The sequence below is a fragment of the Shinella sumterensis genome, assembly GCF_004514425.2.
Classification (GTDB): Bacteria; Pseudomonadota; Alphaproteobacteria; order Rhizobiales; family Rhizobiaceae; genus Shinella; species Shinella sumterensis.
In genome coordinates, this window is record NZ_MYFN02000007.1 from 196,992 (window position 1) to 212,887 (window position 15,896).

Annotated in this window: 16 protein-coding genes; 15 read left to right on the forward strand and 1 reads right to left on the reverse strand. The window is 65.9% G+C overall.

Annotated features, from left to right (window positions below; genetic code table 11):
• Nucleotides 1–30 precede the first annotated feature (30 nt).
• Both B5M41_RS14940 and B5M41_RS14945 read left to right on the forward strand, forming a co-directional pair.
• Nucleotides 31–1,011 (forward strand): complex I NDUFA9 subunit family protein, encoded by a 981-nt coding sequence (locus B5M41_RS14940; RefSeq protein ID WP_134648126.1) that lies wholly within the window; start codon nt 31–33, stop codon nt 1,009–1,011.
• Between the two features lie 252 nt (nt 1,012–1,263).
• On the forward strand, nt 1,264–1,413 hold the full coding sequence (locus B5M41_RS14945; protein WP_167718928.1) for a hypothetical protein: 150 nt from the start codon (nt 1,264–1,266) through the stop codon (nt 1,411–1,413).
• Nucleotides 1,414–1,452: 39 nt separating this feature from the next.
• On the opposite strand, the gene B5M41_RS14950 is transcribed toward B5M41_RS14945, so the two are convergent.
• On the reverse strand, nt 1,453–2,259 hold the full coding sequence (locus B5M41_RS14950; RefSeq protein ID WP_134648128.1) for an undecaprenyl-diphosphate phosphatase: 807 nt from the start codon (nt 2,257–2,259) through the stop codon (nt 1,453–1,455).
• A 186-nt stretch (nt 2,260–2,445) separates the two neighbouring features.
• Between B5M41_RS14950 and B5M41_RS14955 the strand changes: the two genes are divergently transcribed.
• The 13 genes from B5M41_RS14955 (at nt 2,446) to guaA (ending at nt 15,883) form a co-directional block, all read left to right on the forward strand.
• Nucleotides 2,446–3,138: a glutathione S-transferase family protein gene (locus B5M41_RS14955; protein WP_134648130.1), complete on the forward strand. Its 693-nt coding sequence runs from the start codon at nt 2,446–2,448 to the stop codon at nt 3,136–3,138.
• 10 nt (nt 3,139–3,148) lie between these two features.
• Nucleotides 3,149–4,294, forward strand: coding sequence for a tRNA epoxyqueuosine(34) reductase QueG (queG, locus tag B5M41_RS14960; protein WP_134648132.1), 1,146 nt, complete (start codon nt 3,149–3,151; stop codon nt 4,292–4,294).
• Nucleotides 4,291–5,166, forward strand: a complete 876-nt coding sequence (locus B5M41_RS14965) for an SDR family oxidoreductase (RefSeq protein ID WP_134648134.1) — start codon at nt 4,291–4,293, stop codon at nt 5,164–5,166. The genes queG and B5M41_RS14965 overlap by 4 nt, the downstream gene beginning before the upstream one ends.
• A gap of 362 nt (nt 5,167–5,528) precedes the next feature.
• On the forward strand, nt 5,529–5,891 hold the full coding sequence (locus B5M41_RS14970) for a septal ring lytic transglycosylase RlpA family protein (protein WP_134648136.1): 363 nt from the start codon (nt 5,529–5,531) through the stop codon (nt 5,889–5,891).
• A gap of 73 nt (nt 5,892–5,964) precedes the next feature.
• A complete protein-coding gene (locus B5M41_RS14975; protein ID WP_134648138.1) occupies nt 5,965–7,254 on the forward strand; it encodes an RsmB/NOP family class I SAM-dependent RNA methyltransferase in 1,290 nt (429 codons plus the stop codon).
• Between the two features lie 193 nt (nt 7,255–7,447).
• Entirely contained in the window at nt 7,448–8,725 is a 1,278-nt protein-coding gene (locus B5M41_RS14980; protein ID WP_134648140.1) for an imelysin family protein, read from the forward strand.
• Between the two features lie 48 nt (nt 8,726–8,773).
• Complete coding sequence (locus B5M41_RS14985) at nt 8,774–10,309, forward strand: di-heme oxidoreductase family protein (RefSeq protein WP_134648142.1); 1,536 nt, start codon at nt 8,774–8,776, stop codon at nt 10,307–10,309.
• Nucleotides 10,309–11,478, forward strand: a complete 1,170-nt coding sequence (locus tag B5M41_RS14990; RefSeq protein WP_134648144.1) for an imelysin family protein — start codon at nt 10,309–10,311, stop codon at nt 11,476–11,478. Before B5M41_RS14985 ends, B5M41_RS14990 begins: the two co-directional genes overlap by 1 nt.
• The gene (locus B5M41_RS14995; RefSeq protein ID WP_134648146.1) at nt 11,478–12,581 is read left to right on the forward strand and encodes a DUF1513 domain-containing protein; all 1,104 of its coding nucleotides are present in this window, start codon (nt 11,478–11,480) and stop codon (nt 12,579–12,581) included. The genes B5M41_RS14990 and B5M41_RS14995 overlap by 1 nt, the downstream gene beginning before the upstream one ends.
• A 42-nt stretch (nt 12,582–12,623) precedes the next feature.
• Nucleotides 12,624–13,079 (forward strand): TspO/MBR family protein, encoded by a 456-nt coding sequence (locus B5M41_RS15000; protein ID WP_134648148.1) that lies wholly within the window; start codon nt 12,624–12,626, stop codon nt 13,077–13,079.
• A gap of 96 nt (nt 13,080–13,175) precedes the next feature.
• A complete protein-coding gene (locus tag B5M41_RS15005; RefSeq protein ID WP_134648150.1) occupies nt 13,176–13,625 on the forward strand; it encodes a PaaI family thioesterase in 450 nt (149 codons plus the stop codon).
• Nucleotides 13,622–14,266 carry a 5'-methylthioadenosine/S-adenosylhomocysteine nucleosidase gene (locus B5M41_RS15010; RefSeq protein ID WP_134648152.1) on the forward strand — a complete coding sequence of 215 codons (645 nt, stop codon included), beginning with the start codon at nt 13,622–13,624 and terminating at the stop codon, nt 14,264–14,266. Before B5M41_RS15005 ends, B5M41_RS15010 begins: the two co-directional genes overlap by 4 nt.
• Before the next feature lie 54 nt (nt 14,267–14,320).
• Complete coding sequence (gene guaA / locus B5M41_RS15015; RefSeq protein ID WP_134648154.1) at nt 14,321–15,883, forward strand: glutamine-hydrolyzing GMP synthase; 1,563 nt, start codon at nt 14,321–14,323, stop codon at nt 15,881–15,883.
• The last annotated feature ends 13 nt before the right edge of the window (nt 15,884–15,896 follow it).

Sequence of the window (15,896 nt, forward strand, 5' to 3'; positions counted from 1 at the left end):
CTACCGATCCTATTTCTCAGGAGCAGCCTCATGACCTTGTCCAACCTTCCGCCGCTCGTCACCGTCTTCGGCGGCTCGGGCTTCGTCGGGCGTCATGTGGTGCGCGCGCTGGCGCGCCGCGGCTACCGCATCCGCGTCGCCGTGCGCCGTCCCGATCTCGCCGGCTTCCTTCAGCCGATGGGTGGCGTCGGGCAGATTTCCTTCGTCCAGGCGAACCTGCGCTACCGGCAGTCGGTCGACCGCGCCGTGGCGGGCTCCGACCATGTCATCAACTGCGTCGGCCTGCTCCTGGAAAGCGGCCGCAACACCTTCGATGCGGTGCAGGATTTCGGCGCGCGCGCCGTCGCCGAGGCCACCCGCGCGGCCGGTGCGACGCTGACCCACATCTCCGCCATCGGTGCGGATGAAAAATCCGCCTCCACCTATTCCCGCACCAAGGCGCGCGGCGAGGCTGCCGTGCTGCGCGCGGTTCCGGATGCCGTCATCCTGCGCCCGTCCATCGTCTTCGGTCCCGAGGACGGCTTCTTCAACAAGTTCGCCACCATGGCGCGCTTCTCGCCCGTCCTGCCGTTGATCGGCGGCGGCCACACGAAGCTCCAGCCGGTCTATGTCGCCGATGTCGCCGAAGCCGTCGCACGCTCCGTCGACGGCACGATCGCCCGCGGCCGCATCTATGAACTCGGCGGCCCGGAGGTCCTGACCTTCCGCCAGTGTCTCGAAACCATGCTGCGCGTGACAGACCGCAAGAACCCCTTCGTCTCGCTTCCCTTCGGCATCGCGTCGCTGATCGGCTCCATCGCCTCGCTGGTGCCCTTCGTGAAGCCGCCGCTCACCTCCGACCAGGTGACGCTGCTGCGCTCCGACAACATCGTCTCGCAGGCCGCCATCAGCGAGGGCCGCACGCTGGAAGCCATCGGCATCGAGCCGGCGCTGGTGGAAGCCATCCTGCCGAGCTACCTCGTTCGCTATCGCCAGCAGGGCCAGTTCACGCGCCTCGACCGCACCGCCTGAGCCTGCCTTTCCCCCATGAAAACGGCCGCCGTGCGAGGTCTCGCGCGGCGGCCGTTGTGTTTGGCGCAAGGGGCTTTGCGGCGGCTGTTGCACTTATGCAGCGGTTAAAAAAAGCGTGGCGGCATTTACGCCGGATTCAGCATGTCGCGATATTGCTTGTGTCAGGGTCAGAGAATAAACACCGCCCCCGTCGCGTCCTGCAGGAAAGCAGTGTGCGGCGTATTTCAGCACCTCGAGAGGCTTTCGGCGCAAATGGGCAAGGCAATTGCAATCTTCTTCGGATTTTCGGCTCTGATCATCGTGGCCGGATCCTTTGCCGCACCCACGACGGTCTCCGCCGGCAAGCACGGCTGCACGCCGGCCTATGGCGTCGACCCCTGCACGACCTCGTCGGTCAAGTAAGCTTCGGCCCGTCTGAAGCGACCGGCCGAAGCCGGTCTTTCAACCCCAGATCAGAAGGGCGATCAGGCCCAGCGTTCCCACGATGATCCGCCAGATGGCGAAGATCGTGAAGCCGCGGCGCGACACGAAGTCGAGCAGCGAGCGCACCACGAAGAGGCCCGCGATGAAGGCGGCGATAAAGCCGACGCCGATGATCAGGATGTCGTCGGAGGACAGCGCGTCGCGGTTCTTGTAGAGGTCGAGCGTGAAGGCGCCGAGCATGGTCGGCATCGCCAGGAAGAACGAGAATTCCGCCGCCGAGCGCTTGTCGGTGCCCATCAGCAGCGCGCCGGCAATGGTGGCGCCCGAGCGTGACGTGCCGGGGATCATGGCAAGGCACTGGCAAAGGCCGATCTTGAAGGCGAGCGACGGCGGGTACTTCATCGCATCCGTATAGCGGGGCTGAAGCGGCATGCGGTCGATGACGTAGAGGATGACGCCGCCGATGATCAGCACGATGCAGATCAGCATGGGCGTTTCGAACAGCACCGTCTTGATGAAATCATGCGCGAGCATGCCGATGACGACCGCCGGCAGGAAGGCCACGAGGACGCTGATGACGAAGCGCCGCGCCTCCGGGCTCGACGGCAGCGCGACCGCGACCTTCCAGAGTTTCGCCGCGTAGACGGACAGGATCGCCAGGATCGCGCCGAGCTGGATGAGCACGGCGAAGGTGTTGCCCGGCGACTTGAAGCCGAGGAAATGCCCGGCGAGCAGGATATGGGCGGTCGAAGACACCGGGATGAATTCGGTCAGGCCCTCGATGAGGCCGAGGATGAGGGCGCTGACGATGGACTGGTCTGCCATGAAACTTCCTTGAGTCTTTGGGAGGAAAGGCGAGAAGCGAAAGCGGGCTTGCAGCACGAGGCCCGATTCGCTTGTGTTTGTACCACCAAATTTCTATAGGTTCGTCAAATCCGTGGCCAAATCAGTTCCGCATGAGTCGGCGGGCCCGGCGCATTCCTTTCCGCACGATGAGTAAAAGCCGCGTTCATGCCAACACTCTATCATCACCCGATGTCTGCCGCCTCCCGCTTCGTCCGCCTCATCCTTGCGGAATACGGGTTCCAGACGGAGCTCGCCGAGGAGCAACCCTGGGAGAACCGGCGCGACTTCCTGGCGCTCAACCCGGCCGGCACGCTTCCCGTCTATGTCGATGACAGCATGCGCGCGCTCTGTGGCGCCAGCATCATCTCGGAATATCTCGACGAGACCCATGGCGTCCTGAAGCGCGACCGTCGCCTGCTGGCGGAAGACCCTTTCCAGCGCGCGGAGATCCGCCGCCTGACGGAATGGTTCCTGCAGAAGATGGAGCAGGACGTCACGCGTCCCCTGGTGCGCGAGCGCATCTTCAAGCTCCAGATGACATCGGACCAGGGCGGCGGGCCGCCCGACAGCAAGATCCTGCGCAACTCGCGCGCCAATATCCGCCAGCACATGAAATACCTGTCCTGGCTGGCCGGCTCGCGCACCTATCTGGCCGGCGACCGTCTCTCCTATGCCGATCTTGCCGCCGCGGCCTGTCTTTCGGTTCTCGACTATATGGGCGAGATCAACTGGACCGAGGCGCCGCAGGCCAAGGACTGGTATCAGCGGCTGAAATCGCGCCCCTCCTTCCGACCGCTGCTGGCCGAGCGCGTGCGCGGGGTCACGCCGGTCTCGCATTACGCGGACCTGGATTTCTGAGGACCTGATCATGTCGGGCGACGAGAAGATCCGGCGCCGCCTGACCGATTTCATCAAGGCGGAAGCGGCCGACAAGGGGTTCGACCTCTGTCGCATCACCGCACCCGATTCCATTCCGCAAGCGCCTGCCCGGCTCGCCGATTTCCTCGCCGCCGACTATCACGGCACCATGGACTGGATGGCGGAGACACAGGCCCGCCGCGCCGATCCGCGTGTCCTGTGGAGCGACGTGCGCTCCATCGTGCTGTTCGGCATGAACTACGGCCCGGCGCACGATCCGCGCGAGGTGCTCGGCCTGCCGGACCGGGCGGCGATCTCGGTCTATGCGCAAAACCGCGACTATCACGACATCATCAAGGGCAAGCTGAAGGAAGTGGCGACCCGCTTTGCCGCGCGCGGCGGAGAGGACGTCAAGGTCTTCGTCGATACCGCACCCGTCATGGAAAAGCCGCTCGCGGCGGCCGCCGGCCTCGGCTGGCAGGGCAAGCACACCAACCTCGTCAGCCGCACGCATGGCTCCTGGCTGTTTCTCGGCAGCCTCTTCACCACCGCCGATCTTCTGCGCGACGAACCCGAGCGCGATCATTGCGGCTCCTGTCGCGCCTGCCTCGACGCCTGCCCGACGGATGCCTTTCCCGCGCCCTACAAGCTCGACGCGCGGCGCTGCATTTCCTATCTCACCATCGAGCACAAGGGCACGATTGCGCCCGACATGCGCGAGAAGATCGGCAACCGCATCTATGGCTGCGACGATTGCCTCGCCGCCTGCCCGTGGAACAAGTTCGCGGCGGCAGCCTCGGAGATGAAGCTCGTGGCGCGCGAGGAGCTGAAGGCGCCCGCCATCGCGGATCTGCTTGCGCTCGATGATCCGGCCTTCCGCAGCCATTTCTCCGGTTCGCCCGTCAAGCGCATCGGGCGAGACCGCTTCGTGCGCAACACGCTGATCGCCGCCGGCAATTCGCGCGACCGCGGCCTGATCGCTGCGTGCCTCCGTCTCGCCGACGATGCGGCGCCCATGGTGCGCGGCATGGCCGCATGGGCGCTGTCGCGGCTGATGGATGCTGGCGAATTCGCAAGATTTGCGGCAGGAAGGGTTGAGGACGCGGACGAGGACGTGCGCGCGGAATATGAGAGAGCAAAGGCAGACGCGCGTTGAAGCACCTCCTGATCCTCGGCGCCGGGTTTTCCGGCAAGGCCATCGGCGAAACCTTCCGGGCGGCCGGTTATACGGTTTCCGGCACCACCCGCTCCGAGGAGAAGGCGGAAAGCCTCCGTGCGCTGGGTATCGAACCCGTCCTCTATGACGGCAACGACCTGTCGGCTGCGCTCGTCGCCGCCATGGCGCGCGCCACGCATGTCGTGCAGTCCATCGCGCCGGGCCGGGATGGCGACCCGTTGTTTCGTGCCGCAAGTCCCGCGCTTTCCGCATTGATGCCGAAGCTGGCATGGGCCGGCTATCTCTCCACCGTCGGCGTCTATGGCGATCACAAGGGCGCCTGGGTGGACGAGGACACGCCCTTGAACCCGGTCTCCACCCGTTCCATCGAGCGTGTCGAGGCCGAAAACCACTGGCTCGCCTTCGGGCAGGCTTCCGGCCTTCCCGTCGCGGTGCTTCGCCTCTCGGGCATTTACGGGCCGGGCCGCAACGCGCTGCGCAACATCGAGGAGGGAACCGCCCGCCGCCTCATCAAGAAGGACCAGGTGTTCAACCGCATCCGCGTCGAGGATATCGGCGGGGCAACCCTCTTCCTCGCGGAACGGAGCCTTGGCGGCATCTGGAACATCACCGACGACGAACCGGGCCCGCCGCAGGACGTGGTGGCCGAGGCCGCCCGCCTGATGGGCTATCCCGTGCCGCCGGATATTCCTTTCGAGACGGCGGAACTTTCTCCCATGGCGCGGTCTTTCTACGGCGAGAACAAGCGCGTTTCGAATGCGAAACTGCGCGCCGCGGGCTTCGGTTTTCGATATCCGAACTACCGCGTTTCGCTTGCCGAACTCCATTCCTCCGGCCGCTGGCGCGGCTGAAGGCGGGAGACGGCGAGGCCGTCTTTTTGCGATTTCATGCAACCTGAAATTTATCTGCCACATTATTGCCGCCGAATTCCTGTGCGATTCCGGCGGATATTGAAAGTTTTTTCCGAAAAATTGCGCTAATGCCGGAAGACCATTCCGCTTTTCAAGTCGAAACAGTTTATCGACTGATTCCAAAGAACTTTTCCGAACCCGTTAACGAAGGTTAAAGATCCATCGCGGGCGATGGACTGTATATCCGGCGGGCTTGCGCCAGCAAGTGTGGCCGGTTGAGGCACGTTTTTGCCATTTTTGCTTCCTCATAGGGCGCCAATCACAGCGAAAGCCTACAACCTGCCCTGAAGGTCCACCGATATATGACGTCCAAGCTCTCCAGCATCGCCATCGCCGCGCTCGTCGCCGCTTCCTCTTCCTTCGTGTCGTTCTCCGATGCGCAGGCCGCCGGTTGTGGCCGCGCCTCCTGGTATGCGCTGCACTCGCGCACCGCCTCGGGAGAGCGCATGAACCCCAACCTCATGACGGCAGCGCATCGCAGCCTGCGCTTCGGCACCAAGGTCAAGGTGACCAACGCCAACAACGGCAAGAGCGTCGTCGTTCGCATCAACGATCGCGGCCCGTTCATCCGCGGCCGGGTTCTCGATCTCTCCAAGGCGGCGGCTTCCAACATCGGCATGATCCGCTCCGGCCATGCCAAGATCTGCTACGAGGTCATCGGCTGATCCCGAATTCTACCGGCTCCGGCTTGCTCTTGCTGCATTCCGCCGCTACCACGACGCAAAACGGAGTAAACGGATGCGATTGGGTGGGCGGCTCTCGGGAGCCATCGAGGTTCTGACGGATATCGAGACGCGGCGACGCCCCGTCGCCGATGCGCTCAAGGACTGGGGCCTCTCCCACCGGTTCGCCGGCTCCGGCGACCGCGCCGCCATCGGCAATATCGTCTATGACGCGCTGCGCATGAAACTGTCGCACGCCTATCTGATGGACGATGACAGCCCCAACGCGCTGGGCCATGCCGTGCTGCTGCGCCAGTGGGGCCTCACGCCCGAAACCCTTGCGGCGGAGTTCGATGGCGACCGCTTCGCGCCGGAACCTCTCGGCGCCGAAAAGCTCGCCGCCTTCCGCGCCCGCAATCTCGACGCTGCCGCGCCCCACGTTCAGGGCGATATCCCCGAATGGATCCAGCCCGCCTTCGAGACGAATTTTGCCGCCGACTGGCTGGCCGAGGCCAAGGCGCTTGCCGGCCGGCCGACGCTCGACCTTCGCGCCAACACGCTCAAGGCGGACCGCGAGAAGGTTCTGAAGGCGCTGGAGCGCAACGGCGCCGTCGCCTCGGCCATCGCCCGCCAGGGCATCCGCATTCCTGCCGGCGAAGGCGCCTCGCGCCTGCCCAACGTCACCGCCGACCTCGCCTTCCAGAAGGGCTGGTTCGAGGTGCAGGACGAGGGCTCGCAGATCGTCGCCGATCTCGTCGTGCCGCGCGAAGGCGAGCAGGTGCTCGATTTCTGCGCGGGCGGCGGCGGCAAGACGCTCGCCATGGCGGCGGCCATGCACAACAAGGGCCAGGTCCATGCCTATGACACGGACCGCAAGCGCCTTGCGCCCATCATCGAGCGGCTGAAGCGCGCCGGCACCCGCAATGTGCAGGTCCACGAGGATCTTTCCAGCCTCGCGCCCCTGAAAGACCGTTTCGACCGCGTGCTGGTCGATGCGCCGTGCACGGGCACCGGCACCTGGCGCCGCCGCCCCGATACCAAGTGGCGCCTCACCGAAAAGAACCTGGAGGAGCGCCTTGCCCAGCAGCGGGAGGCGCTTGCCAATGCCAGCGTGTTCGTGCGCCCCGGCGGTTTGCTGTTCTACGTCACCTGTTCCATCCTGCCGCAGGAGAACGAGGCGCAGGTCCACGCCTTTTGCCAGGACCATCCCGGCTTCGAACTCCTGCCGGCCACCGAGACCTGGAGCACGCTTTTCGGCAAGGACAAGCCGCAGCCGCGCTCGCGCGACGGCAAGACGGTGACGCTCACCCCGGCGACCACCGACACGGACGGTTTCTTCTTCTGCGCCATGGCGCGCAAGCCCTGAAGATTGCGTTGTGTCAAAAGCGCGGAACAGCTTGAAACCGTTCTAAACTATACACTTTGACACTAGTTTTTATTTGGTCCATGACATCAAGGCCTGAACAGACCCGGCCCCGGTTTTGAGGGCCGTCCGGACTGCGGCCATCGGCTGCTGCCCGGCGTCGGGGGACACGCCAAACAGGACACCAGGAGACGTCATGACCACTTCCTTCCTTCGCGCGGCCGTCTTTGTACTCGCCACTGCGACATCCGGCCTTGCCATCGGCACGGCGCATGCGGCTGCCGATCCGGCCGCCATCGTCAAGCATTATGCCGAGATCGCGCATGCGAAGTTCTCGGACTCGCTCGATGCCGCCAAGGCGCTCGATGCCGCCGTCGACGCGCTGATCGCCAAGCCGAGCGACGAAACGCTGAAGGCCGCGCGCGCGGCGTGGCTCAAGGCCCGCGTGCCCTACCAGCAGACGGAAGCCTACCGCTTCGGCAACCCGCTCGTCGACGAATGGGAAGGCAAGGTCAATGCCTGGCCGCTCGATGAAGGCCTGATCGACTATGTCGACGCGAGCTACGGCACCGAGAGCGACACCAACGCGCTGTTCGTCGGCAATGTCATCGCCAATCCGAAGCTCGAAATCGCCGGCAAGACCATCGACGCCGCCACCATCACGCCCGAAGTCCTGCAGGAGCTGCACGAGGCCGGCGAAGTCGAGGCGAATGTGGCGACCGGCTACCACGCCATCGAGTTCCTGCTGTGGGGCCAGGACCTGAACGGCACCGGCCCCGGTGCGGGCAACCGCCAGGCGAGCGACTACGATACGGCCAATTGCACCAACGGCAATTGCGACCGCCGCGCCGCCTACCTGAAGGCCGCCTCCTCGCTGCTCGTCTCCGACCTTCAGGACATGGTCAAGGCCTGGTCGCCGGACGGCGACGCCACCAAGAACGTGACGGCCGACCCGAAGGCCGGCATCACCGCCATGCTGACCGGCATGGGCTCGCTCTCCTACGGCGAGCTTGCCGGCGAGCGCATGAAGCTCGGCCTCCTGCTGCACGATCCGGAAGAAGAACACGATTGCTTCTCCGACAACACGCACAATTCGCACTACTATGACGTCGTCGGCATCCAGACCGTCTATACGGGCGAATATACCCGCCCGGACGGCACCAAGATGACCGGCCCGTCGCTCCACGAGCTCGTCGCCGAAAAGGACGCAGCGCTCGACAAGGAGATGACCGGGAAGCTCGACGCCAGCCATGCCGCCTTCAAGGCGCTGGTGGACCGCGCGGAAGGCGGCGAGGCCTATGACCAGATGATCGGCGAGGGCAATGCCGAGGGCAACAAGGTCGTGCAGACCGCCATCGACACGCTGGTCGACCAGACCAAGACGATCGAGCGCGTCGTTGCGTCGCTCGATCTCGGCAAGATCGAGCTTGAAGGCTCCGACAGCCTGGATAATCCTAACGCTGTCTTCAAATAAGAAAGAAGGCGGGCCGCCGCTCCCGGGAACGGTGGCCCGATTTCATGCATGACGAAACGCCCTGCCCGCCGTCTGCTCGCGGTTTTCGCCGCGGTCGCCGTGTCGGCAGGCGTTTTTGCGCTTGGGGCGGCGCATTCCTCCGGGCGCGCCCGGGACGATCTCTCCGCAAAGGACAAAAAGCGCGTCGAGGCGGCGACCGCCCTGACCACCGATTTTTCCAAGGCGGAGCAGTACGAGGCGATGTCCGGCGGGGCCGCGACGTCGCTCGCCCGTACGGACATCAACAGCTTCTCGCATTTTTCCGAAAACATCACCTTCGAGGAACGCGAGAGCTTCAAGCTCGGCAACGCCCTCTTCCAGAAGCTCTGGGTCTCCTCGCCCTCCTCCACGCAGGCCTCCGACGGGCTCGGCCCGCTCTACAATGCGCGCTCCTGCCAGACCTGTCATATCCGCGACGGCCGCGGCCATCCGCCGGAAGGCGCGGCCGATGCCACCTCCATGTTCCTGCGGCTTGCCCGCCCGGCGCGCACGCAAGACGAAAAGGCCGCCCTCGCCAGTTTCGGCCAGATGAGCCTGCCTGATCCCATCTACGGACGCCAGTTGCAGGATCAGGCCGTGCCCGGCCTCAAGGCAGAGGGACGCATGGCCGTCACCTATACCGAGGAACCGGTGACGCTTGCCGGCGGCGAGATGGTCATGCTGCGCCGGCCGCATTACTCCGTCACCGATCTCGCCTATGGTGATCTCGACCCGGCCACGACGCTGTCGCCGCGCGTCACCCAGCCGATGCTCGGCCTCGGGCTGATCCAGGCGATCCACGAGGCCGATATCCGCGCGCTTGCCGACCCTGACGATGCGAATGGCGACGGCATCCGCGGCCGCGCGGCCATCGCCATCGATCCCGCGACCGGCAAGCAGGCGCTCGGCCGTTTCGGCTGGAAGGCGCAGTCTGCCACGGTGCGCCGGCAGAGCGCGGAAGCCTTCGCCTTCGATATCGGCATCTCGACGCCGGAGGTGCCGTTGCACCAGGGCGATTGCACGCCCGCGCAGACCGCCTGCCTGGAACGGCCGAACGGCGTGCAGCCGCGCCTCGGCGACGTGGAGGCGCCGCCGCCGGTCATGGACCTCGTCACCTTCTATGCCGAAAACCTCGCCGTGCCCGCGCGGCGCAAGGCGAGTTTCCCCGAAACGCTGGCCGGCAAGCGCGTCTTCTACGAGACGGGCTGCGTGTCCTGCCACCATCCGAAATTCGTGACGCGGCGCGATGCCGACAACAAGGCCCATGCCTTCCAGCTGATCTGGCCCTATTCCGATTTCCTGCTGCACGACATGGGCGACGGCCTTGCCGACGGGCAGGCAGTCGGCATTGCCACCGGCCGCGACTGGCGTACCCCGCCGCTCTGGGGCATCGGCCTTACAAAAACCGTCAACGGTCATACGTTCTTCCTGCATGACGGGCGCGCCCGCAACCTCACCGAGGCCATCCTGTGGCACGGCGGGGAGGCCCAGGCGGCGCGCGACCGCTTCGCCGCGCTGGAAAAACACGACCGCGACGCCCTTCTGACCTTCCTGGAGAGCCTCTGATGATCCGGCGCCTTTCTTTCCTCCGCTTTTCCCTGCGCCCGCGGCTAAAGCCGGGCAAACCCCGGATAGCCACTCTGCTTCTCGCCGCCTGCCTTACGGTCACCGCCACGCTTCCCGCACTGGCGCAGGAGGGCACCGCGCCGGTGCCGCCTGATCTCACCGATGAAAACGTCGTCGGCGTGATGACCAAGGCCGTGGACGAGGTCATCCGCCCCGGCTACCGCGCCTTCCACACCTCCGCCGGCGCGCTCGCCAAGGCGACCGATGCCTTCTGCGCAGCCCCGTCCGCCGAAGCGCGGCAGGCGGTCGACACGGCGTTTCGCCAGGCGGTCGCCGACTGGGGCCGCATCGAGATCGTGCGCATCGGCCCCGTGCTCGACGACAACCGCTTCGAACGCATCCTCTTCTATCCCGACCGCAAGAGCACCGGCCTGAAGCAGGTGCAGGCGCTTCTTCAAAAGCAGGATCCGGCGGATGCCGACGCCGCCACGATGGGCGCCAGGAGCGTCGCCATCCAGGGCTTCGGCGCGCTGGAATTCGCGCTCTACGGCACGGGCGCCGACGCGCTGATGGCCGGGCCGGACGGCTTCCGCTGCCGTTACGCCGCCGCCGTCGCCAGCCATATCGAAAAGACGGCGGGGCAGCTCGTCGCCGCCTGGGATGCGCCCGACGGCGTGCAGCGCGACTGGAAACACCCCGGCCCGCAGAACCCGGTCTTCCGCACCGGCCGCGAGGCCATGACCGCGCTGCTCGGCATCCTCGTGCACGGTGCGGAGGCGGTGCGCGACCAGCGCATCGAGACCTTCTACCGGCACGGCGGCATCGCGCGCCCGAAATCGGCGCTGTTCTGGCGCTCCGGCAACACCTGGGTGTCGATCGGCGCCAATATCGACGGCCTGCGCGCGCTGTTCGACACGTCGGGCATGGCCGGCCTCATCGATCCCGGCTTCGTGTCCATCGGCGGCAATATCGATTTCGTGCTGAAGGCGCTGGCGCGCGTCACGCCGACCATCGATCCCGATATCGAAAAGGCGGTGTCGACGCCCGAGGAACAGCAGAAGATCGCCTTCCTGCTCGTCAATTCCCGTGACCTGATCGAGCGGCTGAACGGCGAATACGGCACGGCCATGGGGCTGGGCGCCGGCTTCTCCTTCGCGGACGGCGACTGATGCGCGCGGCGGGCCGGTCCAGTGCGGCCATCGAGCGCCGCGCCTTCCTGCGCATGGCGGGCGTGGCCTTCGTCGCCGCGCTCGCGCCGCGCCCATCCTTCGCCCTGTCGCGCACCGATGCGGTCTTCGCCTCCGGCTACCGCGACCGCGACGGCACGTTCGGCATCGCCGTGCTTACCGAGGACGGCACCGTCATCGACCGCACGCCGCTTCCCGCCCGCAGCCACGGCATGGCCTTTTCGCCCGTCACCGGCCATCTCGTCGCCTTCGCACGGCGGCCCGGCACCTTCGCGCTGGTGATCGACCGCACGGGCCGGGCCGAGCCCGTCGCCATCGCGGCTGCCGAGGACCGGCATTTCTTCGGCCACGGCTGCTTTTCGCCGGACGGGCGGCTGCTCTATGCCAGCGAAAACGATTTCGACAACCGCCGCGGCGTCATCGGCCTTTACGACGCCCGCGACGGCTACCGCCGCATCGGCGAGTACCAGACCTACGGCATCGGCACCCATGACCTTTCGGTCAGCGACGACGGCAGGCTGTTGATCGCGGCCAATGGCGGCATCGAGACCCACCCGGATTTCGGCCGCACCAAGCTCAATCTCGACCATATGGAGCCCTCGCTCGCGCTGATCGACGCGGCGAGCGGCGCGCTCGTCGAACGCCACGCCCTGCCGGAAAAGCTGCGCCGGCTTTCGACCCGCCACATCGATCTCGACGACAAGGGCCGCATCTGGTTCGCCTGCCAGTACGAGGGGCCGCGCAACGACCTGCCGCCGCTCGTCGGCCATTTCGGCAAGGGCGAGGACCTGACATTCCTCTCGCTGCCGGCGGAAACGACGATCGGGCTTGCCAACTATGTCGGCGCCATCGCCGTCAACCGAAGCGAGGGCCTCATCGGTCTCACCTCGCCGAACGGCGGGCGCTTCGTCGTGCTGGAGGCAGACAGCGGCCGGGTCATCCGGGACGAAGGCGTCGCGGATGCCGCCGGCATCGCCGCCGCGCCGCACGGTTTTGCCGTCTCCTCCTATGACGGCCACTTCGCCGGACGGCGCGAGCCCGTAGCCTGGGACCAGCACATCGCGAAACTCTCGGCTAGCCGCTGAATCCATGTGGACGACGCGCCGGAGCGCGCTACTTTGCGCAGCATGAGCAACAAGACCCTGACCTATCTCGTCTTCATCGTCGTCGTTCTCGGCGGCGGCCTCTTCATCGGCGCCAACAACGTGCCGGGCGAATGGTATCAATCCCTCGCCAAGCCGTCGTTCAACCCGCCGAACTGGGTCTTCGCGCCGGTCTGGAGCATCCTCTATGTCATCATCGGCGCGGTCGGCGCGCGGACCTGGCTTTCCTTCCGCCGCACGATGGCGATGCGGCTGTGGTTTGCCCAGCTCATCCTCAACTTCGCCTGGTCGCCGCTGTTCTTCGGCCTGCGCGATCCCTCCTCCGCGCTCATCGTCATCCTCGGCCTCTTGGTCGCCGTCATCGGCTTCATGGCCGCCTCCTGGCGGCAGGATCGCACGGCATCCCTGCTGTTTACGCCCTACCTTGCCTGGGTCGCCTTCGCGACGGCGCTCAACACCGCCATCGTCACGCTGAACTGACACGCGTCCCATCATGACGCTTGCAGTGCAGCATCGGCCATGCAACCTTCCGCCTGTCCCGCTTTCGGCCGGCGCGCCGGCAACCGTGTGAGTATCATGACAGGCTTTCCACCGTCGGGTTTCGCCGACCGCATCGCCAGGAGTTTCGAGCGTCAGGCCGCCATGCGCCTGATCGGCGCGGAGCTCACCCGCATTTCCCACGGCACGGTGGAAATCGAGCTTCCCTTCGACGAGAAGCTGACGCAGCAGCACGGCTTCCTGCATGCCGGCATCATTTCCGCCGCGCTCGACGCGGCCTGCGGCTACGCCGCCTATTCCGTCATCGATCCCGATGCCTCGATCCTCACCATCGAATTCAAGGTCAACCTCATGTCGCCGGGGCGCGGCGAGCGCTTCCTGTTCCGTGGCGAGGTCACCAAGCCGGGCTCCAACATCATCGTCGCCGACGGGCGCGGCTATGCCGTTTCCGATGGCCCGGCCAAGCTGATCGCGTCCATGACGGGCACGATGATGGTGGTGCGCGGACGCGAGGACGTTGCGGGATGAGCTTCACCATCAAGTCCGTCGGCAACCATCGTGTCCTCTATGTCATGGCCGTGGATGCCGAATATGGCCCGCATCTGAAATCGCGCATCACGCCGCTCCTGACCGGCGTCGGCCCCGTCGAGGCCGCCGTGCAGCTGACCTTGGCGCTCAGCCATCTCGCGGCGGAAGCGCGCCTGCCGGATTTCGTCGTCTCGCTCGGTTCGGCCGGCTCCGCCACGCTGGAGCAGACCGGCATCTACCAGGCCACCTCGGTTTCCTACCGCGACATGGACGCCTCGGCCATCGGCTTTACCAAGGGCGCCACGCCCTTTCTCGCCCTGCCGGCGGAGGTGCCGCTTCCCGCGCGCATTCCCGGCATCGCCGAAGCGCGGCTTTCCACCGGCGCCAATATCGTCTCGGGCGCTGCCCATGCGGCCATCGATGCCGACATGGTGGAGATGGAGACCTACGGGGCGCTGCGCGCCTGCCAGGCCTTCGGCGTGCGGCTCATCGGCCTGCGCGGCATTTCCGACGGCAAGACCGAGCTCAGCCATATCGGCGACTGGACGCAGTACCTCGGCGTCATCGACGAAAAGCTCGCCGTGGCGGTCGACCGGCTGGAAGCGTCGTTGCGCGACGGCACGATCGTGCTGAAAGGCTGAAAATCCGGCCTGTCCCCGGTTGCGCGTCGCACGGATATTCATTAAAGGCTCGCCATGACCCAGACAGCCCATCCCGACAGCGTTCTCATCATCGATTTCGGCAGCCAGGTGACCCAGCTCATCGGGCGGCGCGTGCGCGAAGCAGGCGTCTACTGCGAGATCATCCCCTTCCAGTCGGCGGAAGAAGCCTTCCACCGCATGAAGCCGAAGGCGATCATCTTTTCCGGCGGCCCCGCCTCGGTTCTCGACCAGGGCAGCCCGCGCGCGCCGCAGGTGGTTTTCGATTCCGGCCTGCCGATCCTCGGCATCTGCTACGGCCAGCAGACGCTGAGCCTGCAGCTCGGCGGCACCGTCGAAGGCGGCCATGCCCGCGAGTTCGGCCGCGCCGACGTCGAGATCCTGAAGTCCAGCCCGCTTTTCGAGGGCTTCTGGGACGTCGGCCAAAAATATCCGGTCTGGATGAGCCACGGCGACCGCGTCACCAAGGCGCCCGAGGGCTTCGAGGTCATCGGCACGTCGGAAAACGCGCCCTTCGCCATCTGCGTCAACGAGGCGAAGCGCTACTACACCACGATGTTCCACCCGGAAGTGGTGCACACACCGGATGGTGCCAAGCTGCTGTCGAACTTCGTGCACAAGATCGCCGGCATCAAGGGCGACTGGTCGATGTCGGCCTACCGCGCCCGCGCCGTGGAAGCGATCCGCGAGCAGGTCGGCGACAAGCGCGTCATCTGCGCGCTTTCGGGCGGCGTCGACAGTTCCGTGGCGGCGCTCCTCATCCATGAGGCCGTCGGCGAGCAGCTCACCTGCATCCTCGTCGACCACGGCCTGATGCGCAAGAACGAGGCGGCCGATGTCGTCGCCATGTTCCGCGAGCACTACAACCTTCATCTCATCCATGTCGATGCCGTCGACCGCTTCGTCGGCGAGCTGGAAGGCGTTTCGGATCCCGAGACCAAGCGCAAGATCATCGGGCGCCTGTTCATCGAGGTGTTCGAGGAGGAAGCGAAGAAGCTCGGCGGCGCGGAATTCCTCGCGCAGGGCACGCTTTACCCCGATGTCATCGAAAGCGTGTCGTTCACCGGCGGCCCGTCGGTCACGATCAAATCGCACCACAATGTCGGCGGCCTGCCCGAGCGCATGAACATGAAGCTCGTGGAGCCGCTGCGCGAACTCTTCAAGGACGAGGTGCGCGTGCTCGGCCGCGAACTCGGCCTGCCCGACTCGTTCATCGGCCGCCACCCGTTCCCGGGTCCGGGCCTTGCCATCCGCTGCCCGGGCGGCATCACCCGCGACAAGCTGGAGATCCTGCGCGAAGCCGACGCGATCTATCTCGACGAAATCCGCAAGGCGGGCCTCTACGACAAGATCTGGCAGGCCTTCGCCGTGCTGCTGCCCGTCCAGACCGTCGGTGTCATGGGCGACGGCCGCACCTATGAATTCGTCTGCGCGCTGCGCGCCGTCACCTCCGTCGACGGCATGACCGCCGACTTCTACCATTACGACATGAACTTCCTCGGCCGCGCCGCGACCCGCATCATCAACGAAGTCCGCGGCATCAACCGCGTCGTCTACGACGTGACCTCGAAACCGCCGGGCACGATCGAGTGGGAATAATGGTTTTGTCCCG